Below are 22,532 nucleotides of genomic sequence, written 5' to 3'. Positions count from 1 at the left end.
CCACCGGACCTGGGAAGGAAACACAGTGGAGCGCACGTCTATCGGGATCATCCTCAACGGCGTGACCGGACGGATGGGCTACCGCCAACATCTCGTCCGATCCCTGCTCGCCATCCGCGAGCAGGGCGGACTGCCGGCCCACGACGGCAGCCGCATCTGGCCGGAGCTGACCCTGGTGGGCCGCAACGAGGCCAAGCTCGCCGAGATCGCCGCCCGGCACGGGCTGACGTCGTACACGACGGACCTGGACGCCGCGCTCGCCGACGACTCCCACCAGATCTACTTCGACGCGCAGGTCACCGCCCAGCGGGAGAAGGCCATCCGGGCGGCGATCGACGCGGGCAAGCACGTCTACACCGAGAAGCCGCTCGCCGAGGGGCTGACCGGCTCCCTGGAACTGGCCCGGCTCGCCGCCGCCAAGGGCATCAAGAACGGCGTCGTGCAGGACAAGCTGTTCCTGCCCGGCCTGCGCAAGCTCAAGCGGCTCGTCGACGGCGGATTCTTCGGCCGGATCCTGTCGGTACGCGGCGAGTTCGGCTACTGGGTGTTCGAGGGCGACTGGCAGGACGCCCAGCGGCCGAGCTGGAACTACCGGGCCGAGGACGGCGGCGGCATCGTCGTCGACATGTTCCCGCACTGGCACTACGTGCTGGAGCAGATCTTCGCTCCGGTGACCGCGGTGACCGCGCACATCGCCACCCACATCCCCGAGCGGGTCGACGAGACCGGCCAGACCTACCGGGCCACCGCCGACGACGCCGCGTACGGCATCTTCGAGCTGGCCGGCGGCATCACCGCCCAGATCAACTCCTCCTGGGCCGTACGGGTCTACCGCGACGAGCTGGTCGAGTTCCAGGTCGACGGCACCCACGGCAGCGCCGTGGCCGGGCTGCGCGAGTGCCGCATCCAGCACCGGGGCGCCACCCCCATGCCGGTGTGGAACCCGGACCTGCCGGTCACCGAGAACTTCCGCGGCCAGTGGCAGACCGTCCCCGACAACGCGGACTTCGACAACGGGTTCAAGGTCCAGTGGGAGGCGTTCCTGCGCCACGTCGTCGACGACGAGCCGTTCCCGTGGGACTTCCTGGCCGGCGCCCGCGGCGTGCAGCTCGCCGAAGCCGGCCTGCGGTCGGCGCGCGAGGGCCGCCGGGTGGAGATCGAGGAGATCACCCGGTGACCGCCCGGATCACCCTGCCCATCCCCGGCGGCGGCACCGAGGCCCTCACCTTGCGCGAACCGGCCGGCTGGCAGCGGCCGGCCGGCCCCCCGGCCAGCCGGATCGCGTACGCCGCGGCACACGTGGTCGCCGACCCGTACGCCGACAACGCCCCCGGCCAGCCCGCCCGGCTGGACTGGGACGCCACCCTGGGCGTACGGCGCAACCTGTGGTCCTGGGGACTCGGCGTCGCCGAGGCGATGGACACCGCCCAGCGCGGCATGGGCCTCGACTGGGCCGCCACCCAGGAACTGATCCGCCGCAGCGCCGCCGACGCCGCCGCCTGCGGCGGACGCATCGTCGCCGGCGCGGCCACCGACCAACTGACCGGCTTGCCCGACACCCTCGACGACGTCGTCACCGCGTACGCCGAGCAGGTCGCCTTCGTCCAGGAGTGCGGCGCGACCGCGGTCGTCATGGCCAGCCGGCAGCTCGCCGCGCTGGCCACCGGCCCCGACGACTACCTGCGCGTCTACGACCAGGTGCTGGCCGGCACAACGGCGCCGGTCGTGCTGCACTGGCTCGGCGACATGTTCGACCCGGCCCTCGCCGGCTACTGGGGCTCGACCGACCTCGACGAGGCGACCAAGACGTTCGTGTCGCTGGTGCAGGCCCACGCCGACGTCATCGACGGGGTGAAGGTGTCGCTGCTCGACGCCGAGCGGGAGGTCCGGCTACGCGAACTGCTGCCGCCGACCGTCCGGGTCTACACCGGCGACGACTACCACTACCCCGAGCTGATCGCCGGCGACGGCCGGCAGTTCAGCCACGCCCTGCTCGGCGCGTTCGCGGCCATCGCCCCCGCCGCGTCGGCGGCGCTGCAGCGCCTCGACACCGGCGACACCGCCGGCTTCCGGGAGATCCTCGACCCGACCGTGCCGCTGTCCCGGCACGTCTTCGCCCCGCCCACCCAGTACTACAAGACCGGCATCGCGTTCCTGTCCTGGCTCAACGGCTTCCAGCCCGGCTTCACCATGGTCGGCGGGCTGCACAGCGGGCGCAGCGTGCCGCACCTGGTGCAGGCGTTCCGCCTCGCCGACACCGCAGGCCTGCTGCTCGACCCGGACCTGGCGGTCGAGCGGATGCGCCGGTACCTGTCGGTCGCCGGGGTGAGCGCGTGAGCGCCGTCGACCCGCGCCTGGCGCGGCTGTCGCTCAACCAGCGCACCACCGAGTCGTGGTCGGTCCGCGAGGCCGTCGAGGGCTGCGTCCGGGCCGGCATCCCGGCGATCGGCCTGTGGCGCGAGCCGGTGGCCGAGATCGGCGTGGCCGCCGCCGCGAAACTCGTCGCCGACGCCGGACTGCGGGTGTCGTCGCTGTGCCGCGGTGGCTTCCTCACCGCAGACGGCGACGCCGGCCGCGCCGCGCTGGCGGACAACCGGCGCGCCATCGACGAGGCCGCCGGCCTGGGCACCGACTGCCTGGTCATGGTGGTCGGCGGCCTGCCGCCCGGCTCCCGCGACCTGCGCGGCGCCCGGCAGCGGGTCGCCGACGCGCTCGCCGAGCTGGCCCCGTACGCGGGCGAACGCGGCGTCCGGCTGGCGCTGGAGCCGCTGCACCCGATGTACTGCGCCGACCGGGCCGTCCTGTCCACCCTCGGGCAGGCGCTCGACCTCGCCGAACCGTTCCCGGTCGAGCAGGTCGGCGTCGTGGTCGACACCTTCCACATCTGGTGGGACCCGGACGTGTGGCGGCAGATCGCCCGGGCCGGCGCGCGCATCGCCAGCTTCCAGGTCTGCGACTTCCTCACGCCGCTGCCGGCCGACGTGCTGCTCGGCCGGGGCATGATGGGCGACGGCCACATCGACTTCCCGCCGTTCCGGCGGGCGGTCGAGCAGGCCGGCTACACCGGCGACACCGAGGTGGAGATCTTCAACGCCGAGGTGTGGGCGACCGACCCGGACGAGGTCCTCGCGACCATGAAGGACCGCTACCTGCGGCTCGTGCTGGCCGACTGATGCGCCTCGTCGTCGCACCCGACTCGTTCAAGGGCAGCCTGGGCGCCGACGCCGCCGCCCGGGCCCTCGCCAGCGGCTGGCTCGCCCGCCGGCCCGGTGACGAGACACGGCTGCTGCCCCTGGCCGACGGCGGCGAAGGCACCGTGGACGCCTTCGCCGCCGCGCTGCCCGACGCCGAACGCCGCACGGTGGCCGTGCCCGGGCCGGACGGCCGGGCGGTGACCGCCGCCTGGCTGCTGCTGCCCGACGGGGCGGCCGTGCTGGAACTCGCCCAGTCCAGCGGGCTGCCGCTGATGGCCGCCCCGGACCCGCTGCACGCACACACGTACGGGCTCGGCGCGGTCGCCCGGGCCGCCCTCGACGCCCAGGCCACCCGCCTCGTCATCGGCCTGGGTGGCTCGGCGTCCACCGACGGCGGCACCGGCGCGCTGCGCGCCCTGGGGCTGCGGCTGCGCGATGCCCAGGGCCGGGACCTGCCGCTCGGCGGCGCCGCCCTGGCCGACCTGGACCACGTCGACACCACCGAACTGCTGCCCGCGCCGCCCGGCGGGGTGCAGTTGCTGGTGGACGTGACCGCGCCGCTGACCGGCCCGGCCGGCGCCGCCGCCGTGTACGGGCCGCAGAAAGGCGCGGAACCGGCCGACGTGACGCTGCTGGACGCGGCGCTGCGCCGGCTCGCCGAGCAGGCCGGCGGCCACCCCGACGAGCCGGGAGCCGGGGCGGCGGGCGGCACCGCGTACGGCCTCGCGGCGCTGTGGGGGGCCAGGATCGTGCCGGGCGCGACGATGATCGGGGAACTGGTCGGGCTGACGGACGCGCTCGCCGGCGCGGACGTGGTGCTCACCGGTGAGGGACGGTTCGACGAGACCTCGCTGACCGGCAAGGTGGTCGGCTCGCTGCTGGCGGCAGCCGCGTCCGCCGCCGTGCCCGTGGGGGTGGCCGCGGGGCAGGTCGGCGGGCCGGTGCCCGGGTCGGTGTCGGCGGCGGTGTCCCTGGTGGAGCTCGCCGGCTCAGTCGACGCGGCGCTGGGTGACCCGGCGCGCTGGCTGGTCCAGGCCGGTGGCGTGCTGGCCGACCGGCTCGGCGCACTCTGACGCCGAGACACCCGGGAAATGCGCCGGGCGGTGGCTGCGGCTATTCCAATCGGGCCCGTCGGGTTCGTCTCCGGCGCCACAGCAGGAACGCGGCGCCGAGGACGACGACGCCGACGACGGCGTTCAGGACCATCGGCCAGGGGCCGCGGTGTGGGCGACCGGCGTGCCGCACCGTCAGGTCGGTCAGCAGTCCGGTGGCCAGGTGCAGGTCGAAGACCTGACATCCCTGGGTGCCGAGTTCGCAGGTGCTACCGGTGTCGAAGCGGGACAGGGTCCGGCGGGTGCCGGCGCCGAGGTGCACCTCGACCAGCGCCACCTGGCCCGCGGCGTTGATGGTCGCGACGACCACGCTGCCCACCGAGCGCCAACCGAGCAGCTGCACCACGTCCGGGACGGGCGCGGGTGCCGTGCCGCCACCGGAGACGGGCACGAACTCGACGTCACCGGCCTTCCACAGGAAGGTGCCGTGGCTGGTGTTGCCGCCGGAGGTGCCGTTGAACGGTCCGTCCGTGAGCCACGGCACGGTGGCGAGGAACGTGCCGTCCGGCGACCAGCCGACGTCGGCGGCCAGCTCGCGTCCACGCGGGATCGGGACGCTGCCGTACTCGCGGCCGTCGACGTCGACGAGGTGGGCCGTCTGGCCGACCTGCACGGCGAGCCGACGGCTGTCCGGCGCGAACGCCGCCGTCCACGCCGGCTTGATCGCCGGCAGCTCCGTGCTGCGCCCGGTCGACAGGTCGAGCAGCCGCAGCGTGCCGGTGCGGGCCACCTGGGCCTCGACGACGTTGACGGTGCCGAACTCGTCCGTGCGGATGACGGGCGCGGCGCTGTACGCTACGTGACGGCCGTCGGGCGACCAGGCCAGCAGCCGCACGCCGACCGGGTCGCCGAGCGGGATCGACCGGCGCTTGCCGGTGGTCAGGTCGACGAGGATCAGGTCGGCGGTCGCGCCGCGTTCGTCGCCGAGCAGCACGCGGGTGCCGTCCGGGTCGAGCAGCGCCGACGGGCGGTCCCGCTCCTCCATGGCGTCGACCTGCCGGTAGGTGTCCCCGTCGGCCCCGACGACCAACGACTGGAACATGTTGAACGCCTCGCCGTTGCCGTAGCCGTAGAGGGCGATCGCGCGGCCGGGCGGAGCCGACGCGACGGTGCTGGTGAGGATCGAGTACCCGGCGAAGCGGTCCGGCAGGCTCGGCTTCGTCGACGGGGCTGCTGGCTGGACGGGGAGCGGGACGCCGGGCACCACCAGGACGGCCAGGAGGAGCACGACGATCGCCCAGGCAGCGGCGACGCCGATCCGCTGGCGCCGGACCGAGCGGCGGCCCCGGGCGAGCACGGTGTCCAGGTAGCCGGGCGGCAGCGGCGGCGGATCATCCGGCAGGGTGGCGAACTGGTCTCTCATGGTGTGTCCGACCCTCCCGGCACGTAGTTCGGCAGCAGGCGGCGCAGCGCCGCGATGGCGTACGAGGTCTGGCTCTTGACGGTCCCGGCCGAGCAGCCCAGCACGGCGGCGGTCTGCGCGACGTCCAGGTCCTCCCAGTACCGCAGGACCAGCACCGCGCGCTGCCCCCGGGACAGCTTGGTGAGTGCGGCCAGCAGGTCGACGCGGTGGTCGGCACCGGCCAGCGGTGCCGTCGCGGGCGCGATCACGTCGGCCACCGGCCGGACCCGGCGGGTCCAGGACCGTTCCCGCTCGGCCAGGTACGCGTGGACGAGCATCGCCCGGACGTACGCGTCGAGCGAGTCCGCCGCCGTCGCCTTCCGCCAGTGCCGGTACAGCGCGACGAGGCACTCCTGCACCAGGTCGTCGGCGGCCGACCACTGCCCGCACAGCCGGTACGCCAGCCGGCGCAGCCACAACATGCGTGCCTGGACGTACTCGACGTACTCTCGTTCACTCCGCAACCCGGCCTCCCACCACACTAAGAGGGGCCCCGGACCCGGTTCGGTTGTGGCGCCGCTGGACGAGGTTCGGTCCAGGATGACTCGGTGCCTGTCACGATTGGCGACCGACCGGACATGGGGTGAAGGTGAGCTCCGGGACCGAGCACGAGGACCACTTCCGACTCGTCTACGCGGCCAACTTCGAGCGGCTGCTGGCGTACGCCCTGCGGCGCGTCGAGCACCCCGAGGACGCCGCCGACGTGGTCGCGGAGGCCTTCCTGGTGGCCTGGCGCCGCCGACGTGACCTACCCGCCGAGGATGAGGCCCGGCTCTGGCTGTACGGCGTGGCCCGACGCGTACTCGCCAATCACCACCGCGGCGGCGTCCGCCGGCAGCGGCTGGGTGAGCGGCTACGGCAACGGATCACGGCGGCGATGCCCGCCGACCCGGGCAGTGAGGTGCCCGAACGGCTCGCCGTCCAGGCCGCGCTGGCCCGGCTGAACCCGCTGGACCGGGAGTTGCTGATGCTCACCGTCTGGGAGGGCCTGGCGCCGCGCGAGGCGGCCGCGGTCCTTCGGCTGGACCCGGCCGTAGTCCGCACCCGCCTGTCACGGGCGCGAGCCAGGCTGCGCGATCTCGTCGGTGACGACCTCGGCCCACCGGGACATGTACTCGATGTCCTGACCGCGTCCACCCCGAAGGAGGGCAGATGACCGAGGAGCACTTCGACCGGATCGTTCGGGATGCCGACCCCTACCCGCCCGATGTCATCGGGCACCTCGCCGGGGCGAAGCAGGCCCTCCTGGAGGAGATCATGTCCGAGCCGACGTTCCACCGCGTCGTCGCACCACCGCAACCACCCTCCCCGGCGAACCGCGGCATCGTCCGCCGCTTCGCGGGCGCGCTGACCGCCGCCGCGGTTCTCATCGGCATCGTCGCCGTGTCCACCGTGCTTCGCCAGCATCCCGATGATCAGCAGGCGGCCCCGACCGGCATCCCCGGTGCCGGAACCCCCGTCGTCTACTCGCCGGTGGCGATGAAGGCCGCCGAGGAGAACCCGCGGCTGCTCATCGACCAGCCCGGTTGGCAGGTGACCACCGTCTACGGGTTCGCCGAGCAGCAGGGGACCGTCGACTTCAGCAACGGCGGGCGGCAGTTGGAAATGAACTGGTACCCCGCAGGCCAGTACGACGGCTACCGCACCGACCGGCTCCACGTCAGCGCGCCGGAACCGGTGACGGTCGACAGCTGGCCGGGTGACCTCTTCCGCTACAGCGCGGACGACTTCGCGGTCATGCTGCGCCCCCGCGACGGTGTCTTCGTCGAACTCCGTACCGGAGGCCACTGGACCCGGGACACGTTCGACCAGGTCCTCACCGACGTGGTGCGCGTCGACGTGCGCACCTGGCTGGCGGCGCTTCCGCCGGAGATCGTCACGCCGGCCCGCGTGGAAGCCCAGGCGGCCAAGGTGCTCGCCGACGTGCCGCTGCCGCCGAACTTCGACGTCGCTGCGCTCAATGACGTCGGCACCAACGATTCCTACCAGTTCGGTGCCCAGGTGACTTCCCGCGTCGGCTGCGCCTGGATCGCGGAATGGCTGCGCGCGAGGCGGGCCGGCGACGACGCCGCACTCCAGCGCGCCGCCGATGCGTTGCGCAGCAGCCACAAATGGCGGGTGCTGCACGAGGTGAACGACAAGGGTGACTGGCCGGAGGTGTTCTGGGAGATCGCCGACAAGGTCGCCGCCGGACACCCGCCGGCCGGGTACGCCCAGGGGCTGGGCTGCGACTGACCGGTCATCGCCGGTCGTGCCGGCGAGAGCGGCCGCCTGGTGGCGGAATTCCGGAGGTACGCACGGCCCGTGCTCCTGCACCCTGAGACGCGGGGGGCGGCGGCGCGGATGCGCCGCCGCCCCCGGGCTGTGCGTTGGTCAGGCCGCCGGCGTACCGGTGACCGTGAAGAGGCGGGTACGGCCGATGTTGTCGAACGAGCCGAAGCCCACCCGACCGGAGCCGAAGGTGGTGTCCTTCGCGGTCAGCAGCGGGTCCTTGGCGTTGTCGACGTAGACGGCGATCTCACCGGTGGCGGGCAGGTGCACGACCCGCACCTTGTGCCAGTCGGCGTCGGTGATCGCCGGGTTGGCGCCGCGGGAGCGGCCGTTCCACTGGTGGTCGATGCGTTCCCGGTCGGCGTTGTTGACCTTGAAGATGCCGTTGTGCGGGTAGATCGTGTTGTCGGTCGACAGGTGCGCGTAGTAGTACTGCGTGTCCGACTGCCAGCCGAAGACGATAATGATGTCCCGGTTGCTGACCTCCACGGGCGTGTCGAGGCGTACCCGGGCGTCGATCTGCACCGACGACCAGGCCGACGGGCCCTTGTTGAGGAGGGCGTACTCGAACGGGCGGCGCGGGCCGGGGCGGCTCACGCCGGCCTCGGCGAGGATCACCTGGTCGCCGTCGAACTGCCACTTCGACGGGGTCACCGGGGTCCAGTTCTCGGCGCCGCCGGTGTGGACGACCTTGGTCTTGCCCACGTCGCCCTTCGCCACCTTCTTGGTGCCGACCACCTTCCAGATCTTCCCGTTGGCCTTGGCCACGATGTAGAGCTCGCCGGCCGCGTCGGTGCCGAAGCGCAGGTCGACCCGGTTCGGGTCGCCGGGCGCACCCGGGCCGGAGAGGTCGCGCATGCGTACCAGGTCGCCGGCGGTGGTGTAGAGGGCGAGCCGGTGGATCGGGGCGAGACCCTCGCCGCGGCGCATCTCGTCCGCCTGGGTGTAGAGGATCTGGCCGTCGACCAGGTCACCGAAGACGTACTTGCCGATCAGGGCCGGCAGGGTGTGGCCGCGGTAGACGAAGCCGCCCGCCACCGCGACGCCCACGTCGGAGGTGCAGTTCCAGCCCGGGGCCGGGTTGTGGTCGTACGCGGCGACCGGGTACGTGTAGCCGTACTTCGCGTCGTCGGCCGGCAGCGGGTAGAGCTTGTCGCAGGGCTTGGTCGCGGTCTTGTCGAAGACCCACGAGCCCTCGCGCTCGCTCCAGCCGAAGTTGTCCCCGGCCCGAACCTCGTAGATCGACTCGATGGCGTGCTCGCCGATGTGGCCGAGGAACATCCGGCCGGTGGCCCGGTCCCAGCTGAACCGGTGCGGGTCGCGGAAGCCCACCGCGTAGATCTCGCCGAGCGCGCCGTCCCGACCGACGAACGGGTTGTCGGCCGGGATCCCGTACCGGCCGTTGGGCGCGTTGGTGCCCTGCGGGTCGATCCGCAGCAGCTTGCCGTGCGGCATGCCCATGTTCTGCGGGTCGCCGTTGCGGTAGCCCTGCCCGCCGTCACCGACCGCGAGGTAGAGCATGCCGTAGTCCGCGTCGTCCGGCTTCGCGGTCGGGTTGAAGTTGATCTCCTGGATGCCGTGGATCTGGCCGCCGAAGCCGATGCGCAGCAGCTCGCGGTGGGTGCCGGAGAAGGTGTCGGCGGCCGGGTCGGTGGCCGTCCACTCGGTGATGACGCCCTGGTAGATGGTGTTCGGCTGGGCGTAGTCCGGGGTCCGGGTGGCGAGCGAGGCCTGCTCGGTGTGGATGGTGTAGAAGCGGCCGTTGTGCGCGAAGTCCGGGTGGAACGCGACGTACCCGAAGCCCTGGCCGAGGCCGCGGCCGGAGAAGAACTGCGGCGCGAAGGTCGCGGCCACGTCGAGGTAGACGTGCGGCACGCCGTTCTCGACGAAGTAGAGGTTGCCGTTGAGGTCCGGCACGGCGCGACGGCCGGAGCCGTCGGGCAGTTCGTTGATGGTGTTGATCCGGGCCTTGCGGACCAGCCGCTGGTCGACGGGGGCCGGGTTCGGGTTCGACTGCGGGAAGCTGGCGTACTCCTCCAGCACCAGCCCCAACTGGGACTGGATCGGCGATTCGGGGATCGGGTCGTAGACGGCGCCGGCGGCCCGGGCGGGTCCGGCGACCAGGGTGGACAGGACGAGGGTGGCGGCAGTGACCCCGGCGGTGAGGGCGGCTCTGCGGAGCCTGCCGGTGCTGCCAGCGCGAATGAACACGCGGGTTCTCCTTCTCGGTGGGACGGACCGAGGAACGGTCAGCGGGCCATGTAGCGGTACTGCTTGGCGATGTCGCTCGCCGGGATCACGCTGTCGAGGAACATGAGCCCGTCCATGCGGCAGTCGCACGGGTTGCGCTCGAGGTTGTTCTGCGGGAAGCTCCCGCCGATCTTGATGCCGCGCGGGTCGGTGGCGCTGGTGACGTGCGGGCCGGGCCCGGACACCTTCCACGGGTCACCGGCGACGGTGTAGAAGCCGTCGACCGGCTCGCCGTTGCGGTAGAGCGCCATGGTGCCGGTGGTGAAGTCGTAGGTGGCGGCGAGGTGCACCCACTCCCCCTTCGGCAGCAGGGTGCGCCAGTCCTCACTCGCCGCGAACGTCTGCGAGGATCCGCCGTCGAGGCGCCGGCCGAGCGCGACCAGGCGCAGCTCGCCGTTGACGTCGATCAGCTCGAGCAGGGCCCGCACACCGTGCCCGTCGGAGTCGCCGGTCAGCACGCCGGCCAGGCCGATCGCGTTGTACCGGTCGGTGGGGTTGGCGGTGGTGGAGTTCGGTGCCGGGCCGTCCATCTCCCGCTTGAACCAGCCCATCACCGTCGTACCCTCGGCGCCACTGAACGCGCGCAGCGTCCGTACGCCGCTGGACGACCAGGTGCCGGCCTTCCAGTCGTCGTTGCCGGCGGCCTCCGGGTTGACCTGCCGGGTCTGCAACGCGTTGCCGCTGTTCTTGTACGCCTGGTCGGGCACCCGCATGTCCGCGCCGCCGTTGACCAGTTCGATCTCGGTGCTCGAGCGGCCGAGGTCCCGTTCGAGCGCGGCGTCGCCGGGCATCGGGTGGTCGAAGTCGTAGAACGCGACCAGATGCGACCACAGGGCGGGGTGGACGTCGTGCGGGCCGGGCCGGTCGGCCTGGGCGGGGCTCGCGCTGGCGGTCAGGGCCAGGCCCAGCAGGGCGGTGGCCGCGATGGCTGCCCTTCTGCTTCTTCTCATTGGACGGTGCTCCGTTCGTCGGTGCGTGGTGGTCGCTGACGAAAGCGCTTACGTGAGGCGCGGGACCGTGCTCCGGTCGCTGAAGTTGGAGGTACGTCTGGACAGGACTGAGGGCCGCCCGGGCCGCTGGCCGGGCGAGGTGACGCTCGCCGGACGGCGGTCGGGCAGTGGCGGTGCCGCACGTACGAAAGCGCTTACGAAAGCGCTTTCGTACTCTATGCTGTGCCTTACGCCACAGGCAAGAGCCCGGTGCGGATCAATGTGACGTCAGGAGTTCGTGGATGCCCAAACCCGGTGCGCGGCTACGCCTCGTCGACGTGGCGGAACGCGCCGGCGTATCGCTGGCGACCGCCTCCCGCGCCCTGGCCGGCCGCGAGGGCGTCAGCGAGGAGGTCGCCGACCGGGTCCGGCAGGTCTCCCGCGAGCTCGGCTACGTCGCCAACCCGTACGCCCGCACCCTCGCCGGCGGTGCCAGCTCCACGGTCGGCCTGATCGTCCACCAGATCGACGACCCCTACTTCTCGGAGATCGCCAGCGGGGTCGTCGAGGTCGCCGCCGAGGAGGGGCTGCTGGTCCAGATCGCCCACTCCGGCCGCGACCCCGAGAATGAGCTGCGCCAGCTGCGGCACCTCATCGCTCAGCAGGTGGGCATCATCCTGATCGCCGGGTCCGGCTACGACGACCCGCGCGTGGAGGGCGAGGCGCGCACCGAACTCGCCGCGTTCCAGCGCGCCGGCGGCCGGGTCGCCGTCATCGGCCGGCACGCCCTCGGCGTCGACGCCGTCGCACCCGACAACGAGGCCGGCGGCCGGGCGATCGGCGCACACCTGCTGGGACTCGGCCACCGGCGGATCGCCGTGGCCGCCGGCACGCCGGGACTGACCACGGTGGCCGACCGGCTCGCCGGGGTCGCCGCCGCGCTGTCCGCGCACGGGCTCTCGCTCGACGAACTGCCCGTCGTGCACTCCGACTTCACCCGCGACGGTGGCCGGGTGGCCGCCGAGCGGATCCTGCACCAGCATCCGGACAGCACCGCGATCATCGCGCTCAACGACGCGATGGCGATCGGCGTGCTGTCCATCCTGCGGGCCCGGCGCATCCCGGTGCCCGAACGAATGTCGGTGGTCGGCTTCGACGACGTGTCGGTCGCCGCCGACCTCGCCCCGAGCCTCACCACGGTACGCCTGCCGATGACCGAAATGGGACGGATGGCCCTCACCCTCGCCCTCAAGCCCAGGTCGACCCGCCCCCGCCGCCGGCCCACCGGCCACACCCTGGTCGTCCGCGACTCGACCGGCCCCGCGCCGGCCGGCTGACCGGGCCGGGTACGCGATACGGCGACAAACCGGCGGCGGCGGGTTTCCCGGCCCGAGCCCCGGGAAGGCACCGGCATGGCCGAATCTTTCGTGGATGAGGACCTGGCGACGCTGCGCGCCATCGCGTACGCCGCCGGGATCCCGGGTGGCGAGCGGATGTCACACGACGAGCTCGTCACCGCGCTGCGCCGGGCCGGCCTGTCCGAACCGACCGGCGGGCCGATCGACACCAGCCTGGCCGATCCCGGCGATCCGGGCACGGACGAGGGCATACACCACGGCCAGGGGGTGGGTCGCCGCGAGTCCTCGGGTGGTCCAGCTGCCCAGACGGCGGCGCCACGACCGGGCCCGCCCGGCCCGGGTCGGCCGGCCATCGGCCGCTGACCGGCACCGCCGGCCAGCTCGACAGCCAGCACACGGGAGGCGACATGAGCGACGACATCAAGCGCGTGGCGAAGTCCCGAGCCGATCACCTGGGGGGCGAGACCGCGCACCAGCGCCTGGACGAACGCGGTGTGGCGCGGGGCCGTACCGGTGATTCCCGCACCGCCGGCCCAACGGACGGCACCGGCATCGCCGCCGGGGTGGAGGGCATGCCCCGCAGCGACCTCAACCTGGGTGACGAGAGCACCGGCGGCCGTGCCGCCGAGCAGGCGATCGGTGCCCTGCCCGAGGAGTCCGGTACCGAGATCGAAGACCGCACCGAGCGGTGAGGGTGCAGTCCCGGGGCGGCCTCGCGGCGCGAGGCCGCCCCGGCGCACGTTCAAACCCGACCTGGCTTGAAGGTTGGGCGGCCGGACGCCGGGGCGGCGTGCGGTGCGGTGTGCCGGTAGCGTCGCCGGGGTGGCTCTTCTGGACATGGTCGCGGCGGAACGACGCCGGTTCGCCGACCTGATCGACTCGCTGACGCCGGAACAGTTGGACACGCCCAGCCTCTGCGGAGAGTGGACGGTCAAGGAGGTGGCCGGCCACCTGATCGCCCCGTTCGCCACGCCTCCCCGCTGGTTCCTGCCGCTGATCCTGCGTAGCCGCTTCAACCTGCACCGGGCCAACGCCGAGTTGGCCCGCAGGATCGCCCGGCGGCCGACCGCCGAAGTGGTGGCCGAGCTGCGCCGCAACGAACGCAACCCGTTCAAGCCGCCCGTGGTCGGCCTCTTCGGCCAGCTCACCGACCTGCAGGTGCATGGCCAGGACGTACGCCGCCCACTCGGCCTGCCGCCCGAGCTCGACCCGGATCACGCCCGGACCTCGCTCGACTTCCTGGTCAGCCGCCGGTCGGTGGCGTTCGGGCCGCGCCGGCTCCGGGCCGGGCTGCGGTTCGCGGCCACCGACCTGGACTGGGCCCGGGGTGACGGGCCGGAGGTCCGCGGCACGGTGGAGGCGTTGTTGCTGGCCCTCACCGGGCGACTGGTCGTCCTGCCCGAGTTGGCCGGCGAGGGTGCGGAGATCCTGCGCGCCCGCTCGACCCGGTGAGCGCCTGAGTACGCCGACTCACGCGCGAGCGACCGAAGTCAGCGGAGCCCTCTACCCTCACGACGTGCTGTCGCAGATCAAGGGCTTGTCTCGCCACTTCACCGAGGAAACGCTCCGGACGTACCTGCGCGACCGCTCAGCCCGCACGGAAGACGGTTGCCTCGTCGTGCGCGGCTACGGCAACCAGCGCGGCGTATATCAGAAGGTGGCGGGTCGGGCGTGGGCACACATCGCCGCGTTCGTCGTCTTCGTCGGCGGCTACGACCCGGCGCTGGATGTTCACCACGTCTGCGGCGTGCCGGACTGTATCGAGCCCACCCACCTGCGTCAGGTCGGTCATGGCGAGAACCGTGGCAACCGGAAACAGCAACCGCAGTGCCGCAACGGACACGACCGCGAGATCGATCCCCGGACCGGCCGCTATCGCAAGGTCTGCCGGCGCTGCAACAGCGATGCGCAGAAGCGGTGGCGCGACCGGCAAGCCCGCCAGGTGGCGGAGGCCCGCGCCAGCTACGGCCGCCCAACGGATTGACAAGCGGACCTGCACCCAGCTGGGTGGAGAACGCTCGCTGACGCTCTTGGCGATGCCGTCGCGCAGAATGCTGCCGCTTCGCGGGGAGATGGCCCATCCACCGGGGGCGATAAACAGAAAAGCAGGGAGAGCACCTACTCCCTGCCACTATCAACATATAGCGCACTGGGGGGCTTGCGGCAAGACCCGGGTCGTGCCGCAGAATCGCCGGCCGAGGCCAGAACTTGACGAAATGGGAACCGCGAAATGCGTGCGTCGACGTATTGCGCGGGCACCACGACGACGGCTGCGGCCTCAGATCGGAGCTGATGACGTGACCCCGCTGACCACCAGCGCGTTTGATCTTCCCGACCACCTCTCCCCCAAGGCCGACCCGGCGCTCATCGCCGGCGACGAGCAGCATTTCGCGGCCATCGCGGAGAGCCTTGAGCAGACGATCGCCGACCTGTCCGGCCGTCTCGATGCCGAACTCAAGGCGCCCGGCGGCAAAGGCCGGCAGGCGCTGGACCGGGACCAGGCGATCCACCGGCTGACCGCTCGCCTGCGCGCCCTGCGCCGCTTCAGCCGGGACCTGTGCCTGGGCCGCATGGTCAGTGCGGACGACCCCGAGCCCGGGTACGTCGGACGACTCGGCCTCACGGACGGCGCGGGTCGCCGGCTGCTGGTCGACTGGCGGTCCCCCGCGGCCGAGCCGTTCTTCGCGGCGACCCACGCCAACCCCATGGGTCTGGCGAGCCGCCGCAGGTATCGCTGGACCCGCGGCCGGATCACCGACTACTGGGACGAGGTGTTCACCCCGGACGGGTTCGAAGGGCACGCCGCGCTCGACGACCAGTCCGCCTTCATCGCCAGCCTGGGCGGCAACCGGTCGGCCCGGATGCGGGACGTGCTCGGCACCATCCAGGCCGACCAGGACGCCATCATCCGCGCGGGATCCGCCGGCGCTCTCGTCATCGACGGCGGCCCCGGTACGGGGAAGACCGTCGTCGCCCTGCACCGCACTGCGTACCTCCTCTACTCCGACCCTCGCCTCGGTCACCGCCGGGGCGGCGTGCTGTTCGTCGGCCCGCACCAGCCCTACCTGGCGTACGTCTCCGACGTCCTCCCCAGCCTCGGCGAGGAGGACGTGCAGACCTGCACACTGCGGGACCTCGTCCCCGAGGGCGCCGCAGCCAGGATCGAGGTCGACCCGGAGGTGGCCGCGCTGAAGTCGTCCGCCGACATGGTCAAGGCGATCGAGGCGGCCGTACGGTTCTACGAGGAGCCGCCCGCGAAGGGGATGACGGTCGCGACCGAGTGGTCCGAGATCCGGCTGAGCGCCGACGACTGGGCGGAGGCGTTCGAGGCGCCGGATCCGGGCACGCCGCACAACGAGGCGCGCGAGCAGATCTGGGACGCGCTGCTCACGATCCTGCTCGAGAAGTACGACGGCGACGAGCCGGAGGCCCGGTTCCGCGCGTCGATGGAGCGGAACCGGGAACTGCGCGCGGTCTTCCACCGCGCGTGGCCGCTGCTCGACGCGGCCGACGTCGTCGGAGACCTCTGGTCGGTACCCGCCTACCTGCGCAGATGCGCCCCCTGGCTCAGCACGGACGACATCCGTAAGCTCCAGCGCGCGGACGCCCAGGCCTGGACGGTTTCTGACCTGCCGTTGCTGGACGCCGCGCGGCAGCGGCTCGGCGATGCGGAGGCCGCTGAGCGCCGGCGCCGGCATGACGCCGCCGCCTCCGTCGGACGCGAGCAGATGGCCCAGGTCGTCGACGACCTGATCGCCTCCGCCGCGTACGACGACGGCGAGGGCCTGATGACCATGCTGCACCAAGGGGACCTGCAGGACGCCCTGGCCGACGGCGTCGCGCCGCCGCCCGCCCACGACCCGGACGTGCTCGCCGGCCCGTTCGCGCACATCGTCGTCGACGAGGCGCAGGAACTGACCGACGCGGAGTGGCAGATGTTGCTGCTCCGCTGCCCGTCCCGCAGCTTCACCATCGTCGGGGACCGCGCCCAGGCCAGGCACGGGTTCACGGAGTCGTGGCAGGAGCGGCTCGAGCGGATCGGGTTCGACCGGATCAACCTGGCCTCGCTGAGCATCAACTACCGGACGCCGAAAGAGGTCATGGCGGAAGCCGAGCCGGTCATCCGGGCCGTGCTCCCGGACGCCAACGTGCCGACCTCCGTCCGCAGCGGCGACGTCCCCGTCGTACACGGATCTGTTTCGGATCTGGGTTCGATCCTCGACAGCTGGCTCGCCGCGCACGCCGACGGGATCGCGTGTGTCATCGGCGATCCCGCGTTCCGGGCGACGTCCCGCGTCCGGTCGCTGACGCCGGAGCTGTCGAAGGGGCTGGAGTTCGACCTGGTCGTCCTCGTCGACCCCGAGGGATTCGGCAACGGCGTCGAAGGCGCGGTCGACCGCTATGTCGCGATGACCCGGGCGACCCAGCAACTCGTCATCCTCACCAGACCCTGACCACGTGTCGGCCTGGGCTTGATCGGCGGCCCTGTAACGGCCAGGCGTGCCCAGGCCGGCACCCCTGATGCGAGGTCGGATTTACAGCAGCCTCATTCATTACGCCAAAGAACTGTCATTATGATGTAGCAGTATCTTGTCCGGATCTGTCCGTTTCTATTAATGGATTACTGGTAACTACAATCCGATAATCCGGGCCGGTGGGTGGAGGGCTCCGCCAACGAACGTGCCACCAAACGCGCCGACTCCGTTGGGGATGGATGGGGTTGACCCTCACGCGACGGGCGGCTCTACGTTCCTTGCCATGGAACGTTGTGGCTGTGGGGGCCTCGTACCGGGTGTGGACCGACGCCCTGTTGGAGGCCCGATGAGGCACCGGACGCGCACGTCAACGTCGGCGGCAGGCGGGGCAGCACGTGACCCGGACGCGCCACCGTACGTCCAGACCCTCGACGCGTTGCGCCCTTGGAGACGACATGAGCCTGATCACCTGCCCCGGATGCGGCCTGACCCACACCGACCGAGGCCTGCCGGTCGTGCCCAACCGGGCTGCGACCGGGGAGTGCGTGGCCGAGGCCGGGGCGGTGCAGGCCGCGTTCTACGCGCCGGACCTGCTGGCGTACAGGCAGTATGTCGTCGATGCCTACGCGTGCCTGCATGCGGACCCGAGCACCCGGATCGGGGTGCAGACCACCGCGCTGTGCCTGATGACCATGGACCTCTACCTCGAGTGCGGGCAGCCGGTCTCGGAGGGGTCGACCATGCACCAGGAGATGATGCGGAATCATCCGGACATCTTCACGCCCCTGGCGACACCGGATCTCGATGGAGTCCTGACGCACCGGCACCTCCTCGCGCCGCCACACAGCCAGCACGCGGCCCTGGCCGCTGAGTGGGCTCGCTCGGTGTGGGACGCCTGGTCGGACCACCACACCCAGGTCCGGGCCTGGAACCATCTGCTCGTCCCTCGCCGGGTACCGGACGCTCGGTGTGAACGAACGCCGAGTCATGCGCGATGGACGGGGATTCATCCGCACCGCCGCTCAGGGCCTCAGCGCACACACCAGCGAGAGCACGCGCCTGGCAGCGCACGCCGACCAGATGCCCGCGCTGCTGACGGGCTACCTCCGCTATCTGTCTGCCACTGAGGGGTCCCGGTAGCACTGACGAAGCTTCGTTCGGAAAACCGTTTGAGCCGTCGTTCCGCATCCCCGTAGGTTGCCTGCGGCCCGTCGCAATGAGGACAGAGGACAAAACCGCGTGACCCCGCCTGCTCTTTAGACCTGACACCTTCTTCCACTCACCTGTAGCCGACGCTCCCGTCGGTCCGCCGGGCTGCCCTTGTGCGCCCGGTCATACAGCGTTTGAGGCCGCGCGTCATCGGCCTCGTGTCAGGTCTAGAGAGATCAGGTCTAGAAAGATCATGTCTTCACAACCTCATACCGTGCTGCCCTGGGTCGTTCGTCGGACCAGGCTGCCTCTGCTGTCGTTGCAGTGCGTGGACTGCCGGTCGGAGTCGGCCACCACCGGCGAGGGCAGGTTCCGCGTCAACGCCAACGGCAAGCTGCTGGACGTGTGGCTGCTGGTCCGCTGCGTATCCTGCAATCGGACGAGCAAGCTCACGGTGCACGAGCGAGCGCCGGTCAGATCCTTCGATCCGCCCGAGCTCCACGGCTACAGCGTCAACGATCCGGAACTGGTGGCGTCCAGGCTGTTGGATCCGCTGCTCGCCCGGCGCAACCGCTTCACCCTGGACTGGACAGGGGCCTGGCGGCTGGACACCCCGTCGGCCTGGCTCGACGAGGCGTGGCCGGTCCAGGTGGACGTCGTCTTCGAGGATCCGGTACCGGTACGCCCAGAACGGCTCATCGCGCAAGGGCTCGGCCTCAGCAGGAACGAGGCACTGCGCCGGATCAAGTGCGATATTCCGCTGCGCCGTCCGACGAGCGCCGGATTCACCTTCACCGTGATGGCCGGGGACTAGCGGGAATGTAGCCGGGCGGGCACCCGGCCCGCCCGGCTACATTCCCCGAATCCGCGACCGCTGCTCTGGCACCAATCAACTCGAGGTCACAAGTCCCTCGAAAGGCTCACCGCCGGCTACCGTTCCGATGTGCCTCAACCCCCATGCCGCACTCACGGACGCAGCAGTTGCCGCACCCGGGCGGCCTCTCGAGTGAGGTGGTCGCGCTCCGGCACGCTGGTAGCGGCGCGGGAGGCCTCGGCATAAAGTTCGGCGGCGTGCTCGAGGTCGCCGGCACGTTCGTGCAGGTATGCCGTCACCGCGGCGTGACGGGGCAGGTCGGGGTTCACGTGAGCCAGCGCCACCAGGCCGGCCTGCGGTCCGTCGGCCTCCCCGACGGCCACTGCGCGGTTGAGCCGCACCACCGGGCTGTTGGTGAGGAGCAGCAGTTCGTCGTACCACTCCACGATCTGCACCCAGTCCGTCTCGGAGGTGCTCCGGGCGTCCGCGTGCAGGGCGGCGATCGCGGCCTGTGCCTGGTATTCGCCCAGCCGGTCGCGGGCCAGCGCGGCCTGCAGAATCGTCACCCCCTCGGTGATCAGGCCGGTGTCCCAACGCGATCGGTCCTGCTCACCGAGCGGCACCAGGCGACCTCCCGGGCCGGTGCGGGACGCGCGGCGCGCATGGTGCAGCAGCATGAGCGCGAGCAGCCCCGCGACCTCGGGCTCGTCGGTCAAGGCGACGAGCTGGCGGGTGAGGCGGATCGCCTCGGCCGCCAGGTCGACGTTTCCGCCGTACCCCTCGTTGAAGACGAGGTAGAGCACCCGTAGCACCGTCCCGAGATCGCCGGGCTGGTCCAGCGGCAGCCCCGCGATCCGCCGCTTGGCCCGGCTGATCCGCTGCGCCATGGTCGCCTCGGGAACGAGGTATGCCGCCGCGATCTGCCGCGTGGTCAGGCCACCGACCGCGCGCAGCGTCAAGGCGACGGCCGAGGCTGGCGGCAGGGTGGGGTGCGCACACAGGAAGTAGAGCCGCAGCGTGTCGTCGGTGGCGGGCGCCGGACCGGCGGGAGGCTCGACCTCCACGGCGAGTTCCCGCCCCCGCCGCGACGCCTCGGCGCGGGCGGCGTCGAGGAACCTGCGCCACCCGACGGCGACGAGCCATGCCTTCGGATCGCGCGGTGGATCATCCGGCCAGGTGTCCAGCGCCCGGATCAGGGCCTCCTGCACGGCATCCTCGGCCGACGCGAAGTCAGCTCCGCGCCGGACGAGGACACCGATCACCGCGGGCACGAGTTCCCGCAGCAGCGACTCGTTCACTCGGTCACCGTGGGCAACTCGGTGAGAAACGGTCGCACCTCGAGCCACTCGTGGATCGGCTCGCCGCCGGCCCCGGGAGCGGCGGACAGCTCCCCCGCCAGCTGGACCGCGCGGTCCCAGGACTCCACGTCGATGACCATCCAGCCGGCGATGAGGTCCTTGGTCTCGGCGAACGGACCATCGGTCACCGGTGGGCGCCCCTCGCCGTCATACCGCACGAACGCGCCCTCGGGCGACAGTGCCTGTCCGTCGACGAACTCACCCGTCCCCTCCAAGCGGGCAGCGAAGTCGCGCATGAACTGCACGTGCGCGTCGACCTCCTCCGGCGTCCACTGGTCCATCGGCACGTCGTTGACCGGAGCCGGGGCGCCGCGGTAGTGCTTCAGCAGCAGGTACTTCATGGTGTCCTCCTTCTTCCCGCGCGGCCCGTCGTGGCCGCTCGTGTCCCTGGGACGGAGCCAGCGCCACATTCTCGACACCCGACACGACAACGATCCGGGACACCCGGGCAGACTCTGCTATCCGTTCCGGCCGGCTCCCTGCGGGTGTGGCGGCGTTACGCGGGCGAGCAGCTTGTGACCCGCACTGTCCAAGCGCTCGTGGTCGGAGCCGAGCCGGATCTCCCGCCCCTGCCAGCGCTTGCGCAGCCAGCGGTCGTGGCTGGCCAGCACGATCGCGCCGGGGCCGCCGCCCAGCGCCGCCTCCAACTCGTCGCACAGGCGCGGCGACAGGTGGTTGGTGGGTTCGTCGAGCAGCAGCAACTGCGGCGGTCGCGCCACCAGCAGCGCCAGCGCGAGACGCCGGCGCTGCCCCACCGAGAGCCGGCCGACCGGCTTGTCCAGGTCCGCCTCGTGCATCAGGCCCAGCGAGCCCAGCGGCACCGCCTCGGCCCGCTCGGCGCCCAGCGCCAGCTCATAGGTGGCCCGGACGGACCGCTCCGGCCGGTCGAATACGGTGTTCTGGGCGAGCAGTCCCACGGTCAACCCGCGCCGCCGCCGCACCTCACCCTCGGGTGTGAGCCGCCCGGCGAGCACGGCCAGCAGGGTCGACTTGCCCGCCCCGTTCCCCCCGGTGACCAGCAGACGGTCGGTCGCCGACACCTGCGCACTCACCGGTGCGAGCCGGCCCGGCACCCGTACGTCAGCCAGGGACACCAGCGGACCGTCGCCTTCCGCCGCGGGTGCGGCGAGTGCCGTGCTCTCGAACCGCAGGGGCTTCGGCGGCTCGCCGACCTGGGAGCGCTCCAGCTCCTCCAGGCGGCGGATGGCGTTGCGCACCCGGCGGGAGATCTGGCTCTGCACCCGGCCGGCGCGATGGCCGTAGCCCATCTTCTCGTTGTCGCGCGGCCCCCGGTCCGGTGCGACCCGGTGCGCGGTGACCTCGGCAGAGACCCGCAGCGCCGCCAGTTCCTCCTGTTCCTCGGCCCAGCGGCGCTCCCAGCGGTCCCGCTCGGCACGTTTCTCGGCCAGGTAGGCGCTGTAGTTGCCGCCGTAGCGGACCGGGCCCTGCATCGCGGGGTCGAGGTCGATCAGGTCCGTGCACACGGCGTCCAGAAAGGCCCGGTCGTGGCTGGCCACCACGACGACCCCGGGCAGGGTGCGCAGTTGCTCCTCGACGAAGCCGGCGGCACGGTCGTCGAGATGGTTGGTCGGTTCGTCCAGCAGCAGCGCGGCGGGCCGCCGGACCAGCAGCGCGGCCAGCGCGAGCCGGCCGCGCTGCTGGTCCGGCGGACAGCGACCCGAGCGTCCGGTCATGGCCGACGCTGCCGAGGCCGAGGCCGTCGAGCACGAGCGCGGCACGCCGGTCGGCGTCCCAGGCCTCCCGTTCCTGGGCCTGTTCGAGCCGGGCGCCGTACGCGTCGAGCAGGCCGGGGTACTCGGGCGCGTCCTGCGCGGTCCGCGCGAGCTGATCGGTGAGCCGGTCCAGCTCGGCCAGGTCCTCCCTGGCCTGGCGCAGGGCGTCGTCGAGTACGTCGGCGATTGTCGCGTCGGTGTCGTAGGGCATCTCCTGCTGGAGAAAGCCCAGGTCGGGTGGGCGCGTGACGCTGCCGGCGTGGGGCTGGTCCGTCCCGGCCAGCAGGCGTAGCAGGGTCGACTTGCCGACGCCGTTCTCCCCGATCAGCCCGATGCGGTGCCCGGGCGAGGCGGTCAGGGAGACACCGTCGAGCACCCGTCGGTCGCCGAGGGTGTGGACGAGGTCGTGGGCGAGCAGAGCGGGCTGAGGCATGGGATCCGTCCAACGTGATCGGTGCGCGGCCCGCGGGGCGGATGCCTCGGACAC

General features: G+C 72.0%; 21 protein-coding genes and 1 pseudogene. 14 read left to right on the top strand and 8 right to left on the bottom strand.

Going from position 1 to position 22,532, the window contains the following annotated elements:
- Positions 1–25 precede the first annotated feature (25 nt).
- The 4 genes from ACGF4F_RS20450 to ACGF4F_RS20435 are packed head-to-tail and all read left to right on the top strand — an operon-like array spanning position 26 to position 4,267.
- Positions 26–1,177 carry a Gfo/Idh/MocA family protein gene (locus tag ACGF4F_RS20450; RefSeq protein WP_393079159.1) on the top strand — a complete coding sequence of 384 codons (1,152 nt, stop codon included), beginning with the start codon at positions 26–28 and terminating at the stop codon, positions 1,175–1,177.
- Positions 1,174–2,337 (top strand): dihydrodipicolinate synthase family protein, encoded by a 1,164-nt coding sequence (locus tag ACGF4F_RS20445; RefSeq protein ID WP_393079157.1) that lies wholly within the window; start codon positions 1,174–1,176, stop codon positions 2,335–2,337. The genes ACGF4F_RS20450 and ACGF4F_RS20445 overlap by 4 nt, the downstream gene beginning before the upstream one ends.
- Positions 2,334–3,173, top strand: coding sequence for a sugar phosphate isomerase/epimerase family protein (locus ACGF4F_RS20440; protein WP_357438774.1), 840 nt, complete (start codon positions 2,334–2,336; stop codon positions 3,171–3,173). The genes ACGF4F_RS20445 and ACGF4F_RS20440 overlap by 4 nt, the downstream gene beginning before the upstream one ends.
- Positions 3,173–4,267: a glycerate kinase gene (locus ACGF4F_RS20435; RefSeq protein ID WP_393079156.1), complete on the top strand. Its 1,095-nt coding sequence runs from the start codon at positions 3,173–3,175 to the stop codon at positions 4,265–4,267. The genes ACGF4F_RS20440 and ACGF4F_RS20435 overlap by 1 nt, the downstream gene beginning before the upstream one ends.
- Before the next feature lie 40 nt (positions 4,268–4,307).
- Here the strand turns inward: ACGF4F_RS20435 and ACGF4F_RS20430 are convergent, their stop codons facing one another.
- Positions 4,308–5,669, bottom strand: coding sequence for a hypothetical protein (locus ACGF4F_RS20430; RefSeq protein ID WP_357438780.1), 1,362 nt, complete (start codon positions 5,667–5,669; stop codon positions 4,308–4,310).
- Complete coding sequence (locus tag ACGF4F_RS20425) at positions 5,666–6,172, bottom strand: SigE family RNA polymerase sigma factor (protein WP_357438783.1); 507 nt, start codon at positions 6,170–6,172, stop codon at positions 5,666–5,668. The genes ACGF4F_RS20430 and ACGF4F_RS20425 overlap by 4 nt, the downstream gene beginning before the upstream one ends.
- A 125-nt stretch (positions 6,173–6,297) precedes the next feature.
- On the opposite strand from ACGF4F_RS20425, the gene ACGF4F_RS20420 reads away from it, so the two are divergent.
- Positions 6,298–6,864, top strand: a complete 567-nt coding sequence (locus ACGF4F_RS20420) for an RNA polymerase sigma factor (RefSeq protein WP_357438786.1) — start codon at positions 6,298–6,300, stop codon at positions 6,862–6,864.
- Positions 6,861–7,943 carry a hypothetical protein gene (locus ACGF4F_RS20415; RefSeq protein ID WP_393079153.1) on the top strand — a complete coding sequence of 361 codons (1,083 nt, stop codon included), beginning with the start codon at positions 6,861–6,863 and terminating at the stop codon, positions 7,941–7,943. Before ACGF4F_RS20420 ends, ACGF4F_RS20415 begins: the two co-directional genes overlap by 4 nt.
- Before the next feature lie 138 nt (positions 7,944–8,081).
- On the opposite strand, the gene ACGF4F_RS20410 is transcribed toward ACGF4F_RS20415, so the two are convergent.
- Together ACGF4F_RS20410 and ACGF4F_RS20405 are read right to left on the bottom strand one after the other, a co-directional pair.
- On the bottom strand, positions 8,082–10,190 hold the full coding sequence (locus ACGF4F_RS20410) for a PQQ-dependent sugar dehydrogenase (protein WP_393079150.1): 2,109 nt from the start codon (positions 10,188–10,190) through the stop codon (positions 8,082–8,084).
- Positions 10,191–10,228: 38 nt separating this feature from the next.
- Positions 10,229–11,179 carry a LamG-like jellyroll fold domain-containing protein gene (locus ACGF4F_RS20405; protein WP_357438796.1) on the bottom strand — a complete coding sequence of 317 codons (951 nt, stop codon included), beginning with the start codon at positions 11,177–11,179 and terminating at the stop codon, positions 10,229–10,231.
- A gap of 281 nt (positions 11,180–11,460) precedes the next feature.
- On the opposite strand from ACGF4F_RS20405, the gene ACGF4F_RS20400 reads away from it, so the two are divergent.
- The 8 genes from ACGF4F_RS20400 (at position 11,461) to ACGF4F_RS20365 (ending at position 18,954) form a co-directional block, all read left to right on the top strand.
- Entirely contained in the window at positions 11,461–12,495 is a 1,035-nt protein-coding gene (locus ACGF4F_RS20400) for a LacI family DNA-binding transcriptional regulator (protein ID WP_357438799.1), read from the top strand.
- 75 nt (positions 12,496–12,570) lie between these two features.
- Positions 12,571–12,879 (top strand): hypothetical protein, encoded by a 309-nt coding sequence (locus ACGF4F_RS20395; RefSeq protein WP_357438801.1) that lies wholly within the window; start codon positions 12,571–12,573, stop codon positions 12,877–12,879.
- Between the two features lie 44 nt (positions 12,880–12,923).
- Positions 12,924–13,208, top strand: a complete 285-nt coding sequence (locus tag ACGF4F_RS20390; RefSeq protein ID WP_357438804.1) for a hypothetical protein — start codon at positions 12,924–12,926, stop codon at positions 13,206–13,208.
- 130 nt (positions 13,209–13,338) lie between these two features.
- Positions 13,339–13,968 (top strand): maleylpyruvate isomerase family mycothiol-dependent enzyme, encoded by a 630-nt coding sequence (locus tag ACGF4F_RS20385; RefSeq protein WP_357438807.1) that lies wholly within the window; start codon positions 13,339–13,341, stop codon positions 13,966–13,968.
- Positions 13,969–14,032: 64 nt separating this feature from the next.
- Entirely contained in the window at positions 14,033–14,500 is a 468-nt protein-coding gene (locus ACGF4F_RS20380; RefSeq protein WP_357438809.1) for an HNH endonuclease, read from the top strand.
- A gap of 232 nt (positions 14,501–14,732) precedes the next feature.
- A complete protein-coding gene (gene helR / locus ACGF4F_RS20375) occupies positions 14,733–16,970 on the top strand; it encodes an RNA polymerase recycling motor ATPase HelR (protein ID WP_393079145.1) in 2,238 nt (745 codons plus the stop codon).
- A 476-nt stretch (positions 16,971–17,446) separates the two neighbouring features.
- Entirely contained in the window at positions 17,447–18,118 is a 672-nt protein-coding gene (locus tag ACGF4F_RS20370) for a DUF5946 family protein (protein ID WP_393079142.1), read from the top strand.
- Between the two features lie 350 nt (positions 18,119–18,468).
- Positions 18,469–18,954, top strand: a complete 486-nt coding sequence (locus ACGF4F_RS20365; protein ID WP_393079139.1) for a DUF1062 domain-containing protein — start codon at positions 18,469–18,471, stop codon at positions 18,952–18,954.
- 152 nt (positions 18,955–19,106) lie between these two features.
- Here ACGF4F_RS20365 and ACGF4F_RS20360 read toward each other — a convergent pair whose 3' ends face one another.
- From ACGF4F_RS20360 to ACGF4F_RS20345, 4 genes and pseudogenes are all read right to left on the bottom strand, one after another.
- Positions 19,107–20,252: a DUF6596 domain-containing protein gene (locus ACGF4F_RS20360; protein ID WP_357438821.1), complete on the bottom strand. Its 1,146-nt coding sequence runs from the start codon at positions 20,250–20,252 to the stop codon at positions 19,107–19,109.
- Positions 20,249–20,653, bottom strand: a complete 405-nt coding sequence (locus ACGF4F_RS20355) for a YciI family protein (protein WP_357438823.1) — start codon at positions 20,651–20,653, stop codon at positions 20,249–20,251. Before ACGF4F_RS20355 ends, ACGF4F_RS20360 begins: the two co-directional genes overlap by 4 nt.
- 117 nt (positions 20,654–20,770) lie before the next feature.
- A complete protein-coding gene (locus ACGF4F_RS20350; protein ID WP_393079135.1) occupies positions 20,771–22,006 on the bottom strand; it encodes an ATP-binding cassette domain-containing protein in 1,236 nt (411 codons plus the stop codon).
- 22 nt (positions 22,007–22,028) lie between these two features.
- A pseudogene (locus ACGF4F_RS20345) lies at positions 22,029–22,478 on the bottom strand (ATP-binding cassette domain-containing protein); the annotation flags it as partial.
- Positions 22,479–22,532 lie beyond the last annotated feature (54 nt).

It is taken from the genome of Micromonospora sp. NPDC047740, from assembly GCF_043204735.1.
In the GTDB taxonomy this organism is placed as follows: Bacteria; Actinomycetota; Actinomycetes; order Mycobacteriales; family Micromonosporaceae; genus Micromonospora.
The sequence above is the reverse complement of the archived record's forward strand: the minus strand, read 5'-3'. Positions and strand labels throughout refer to the sequence as shown.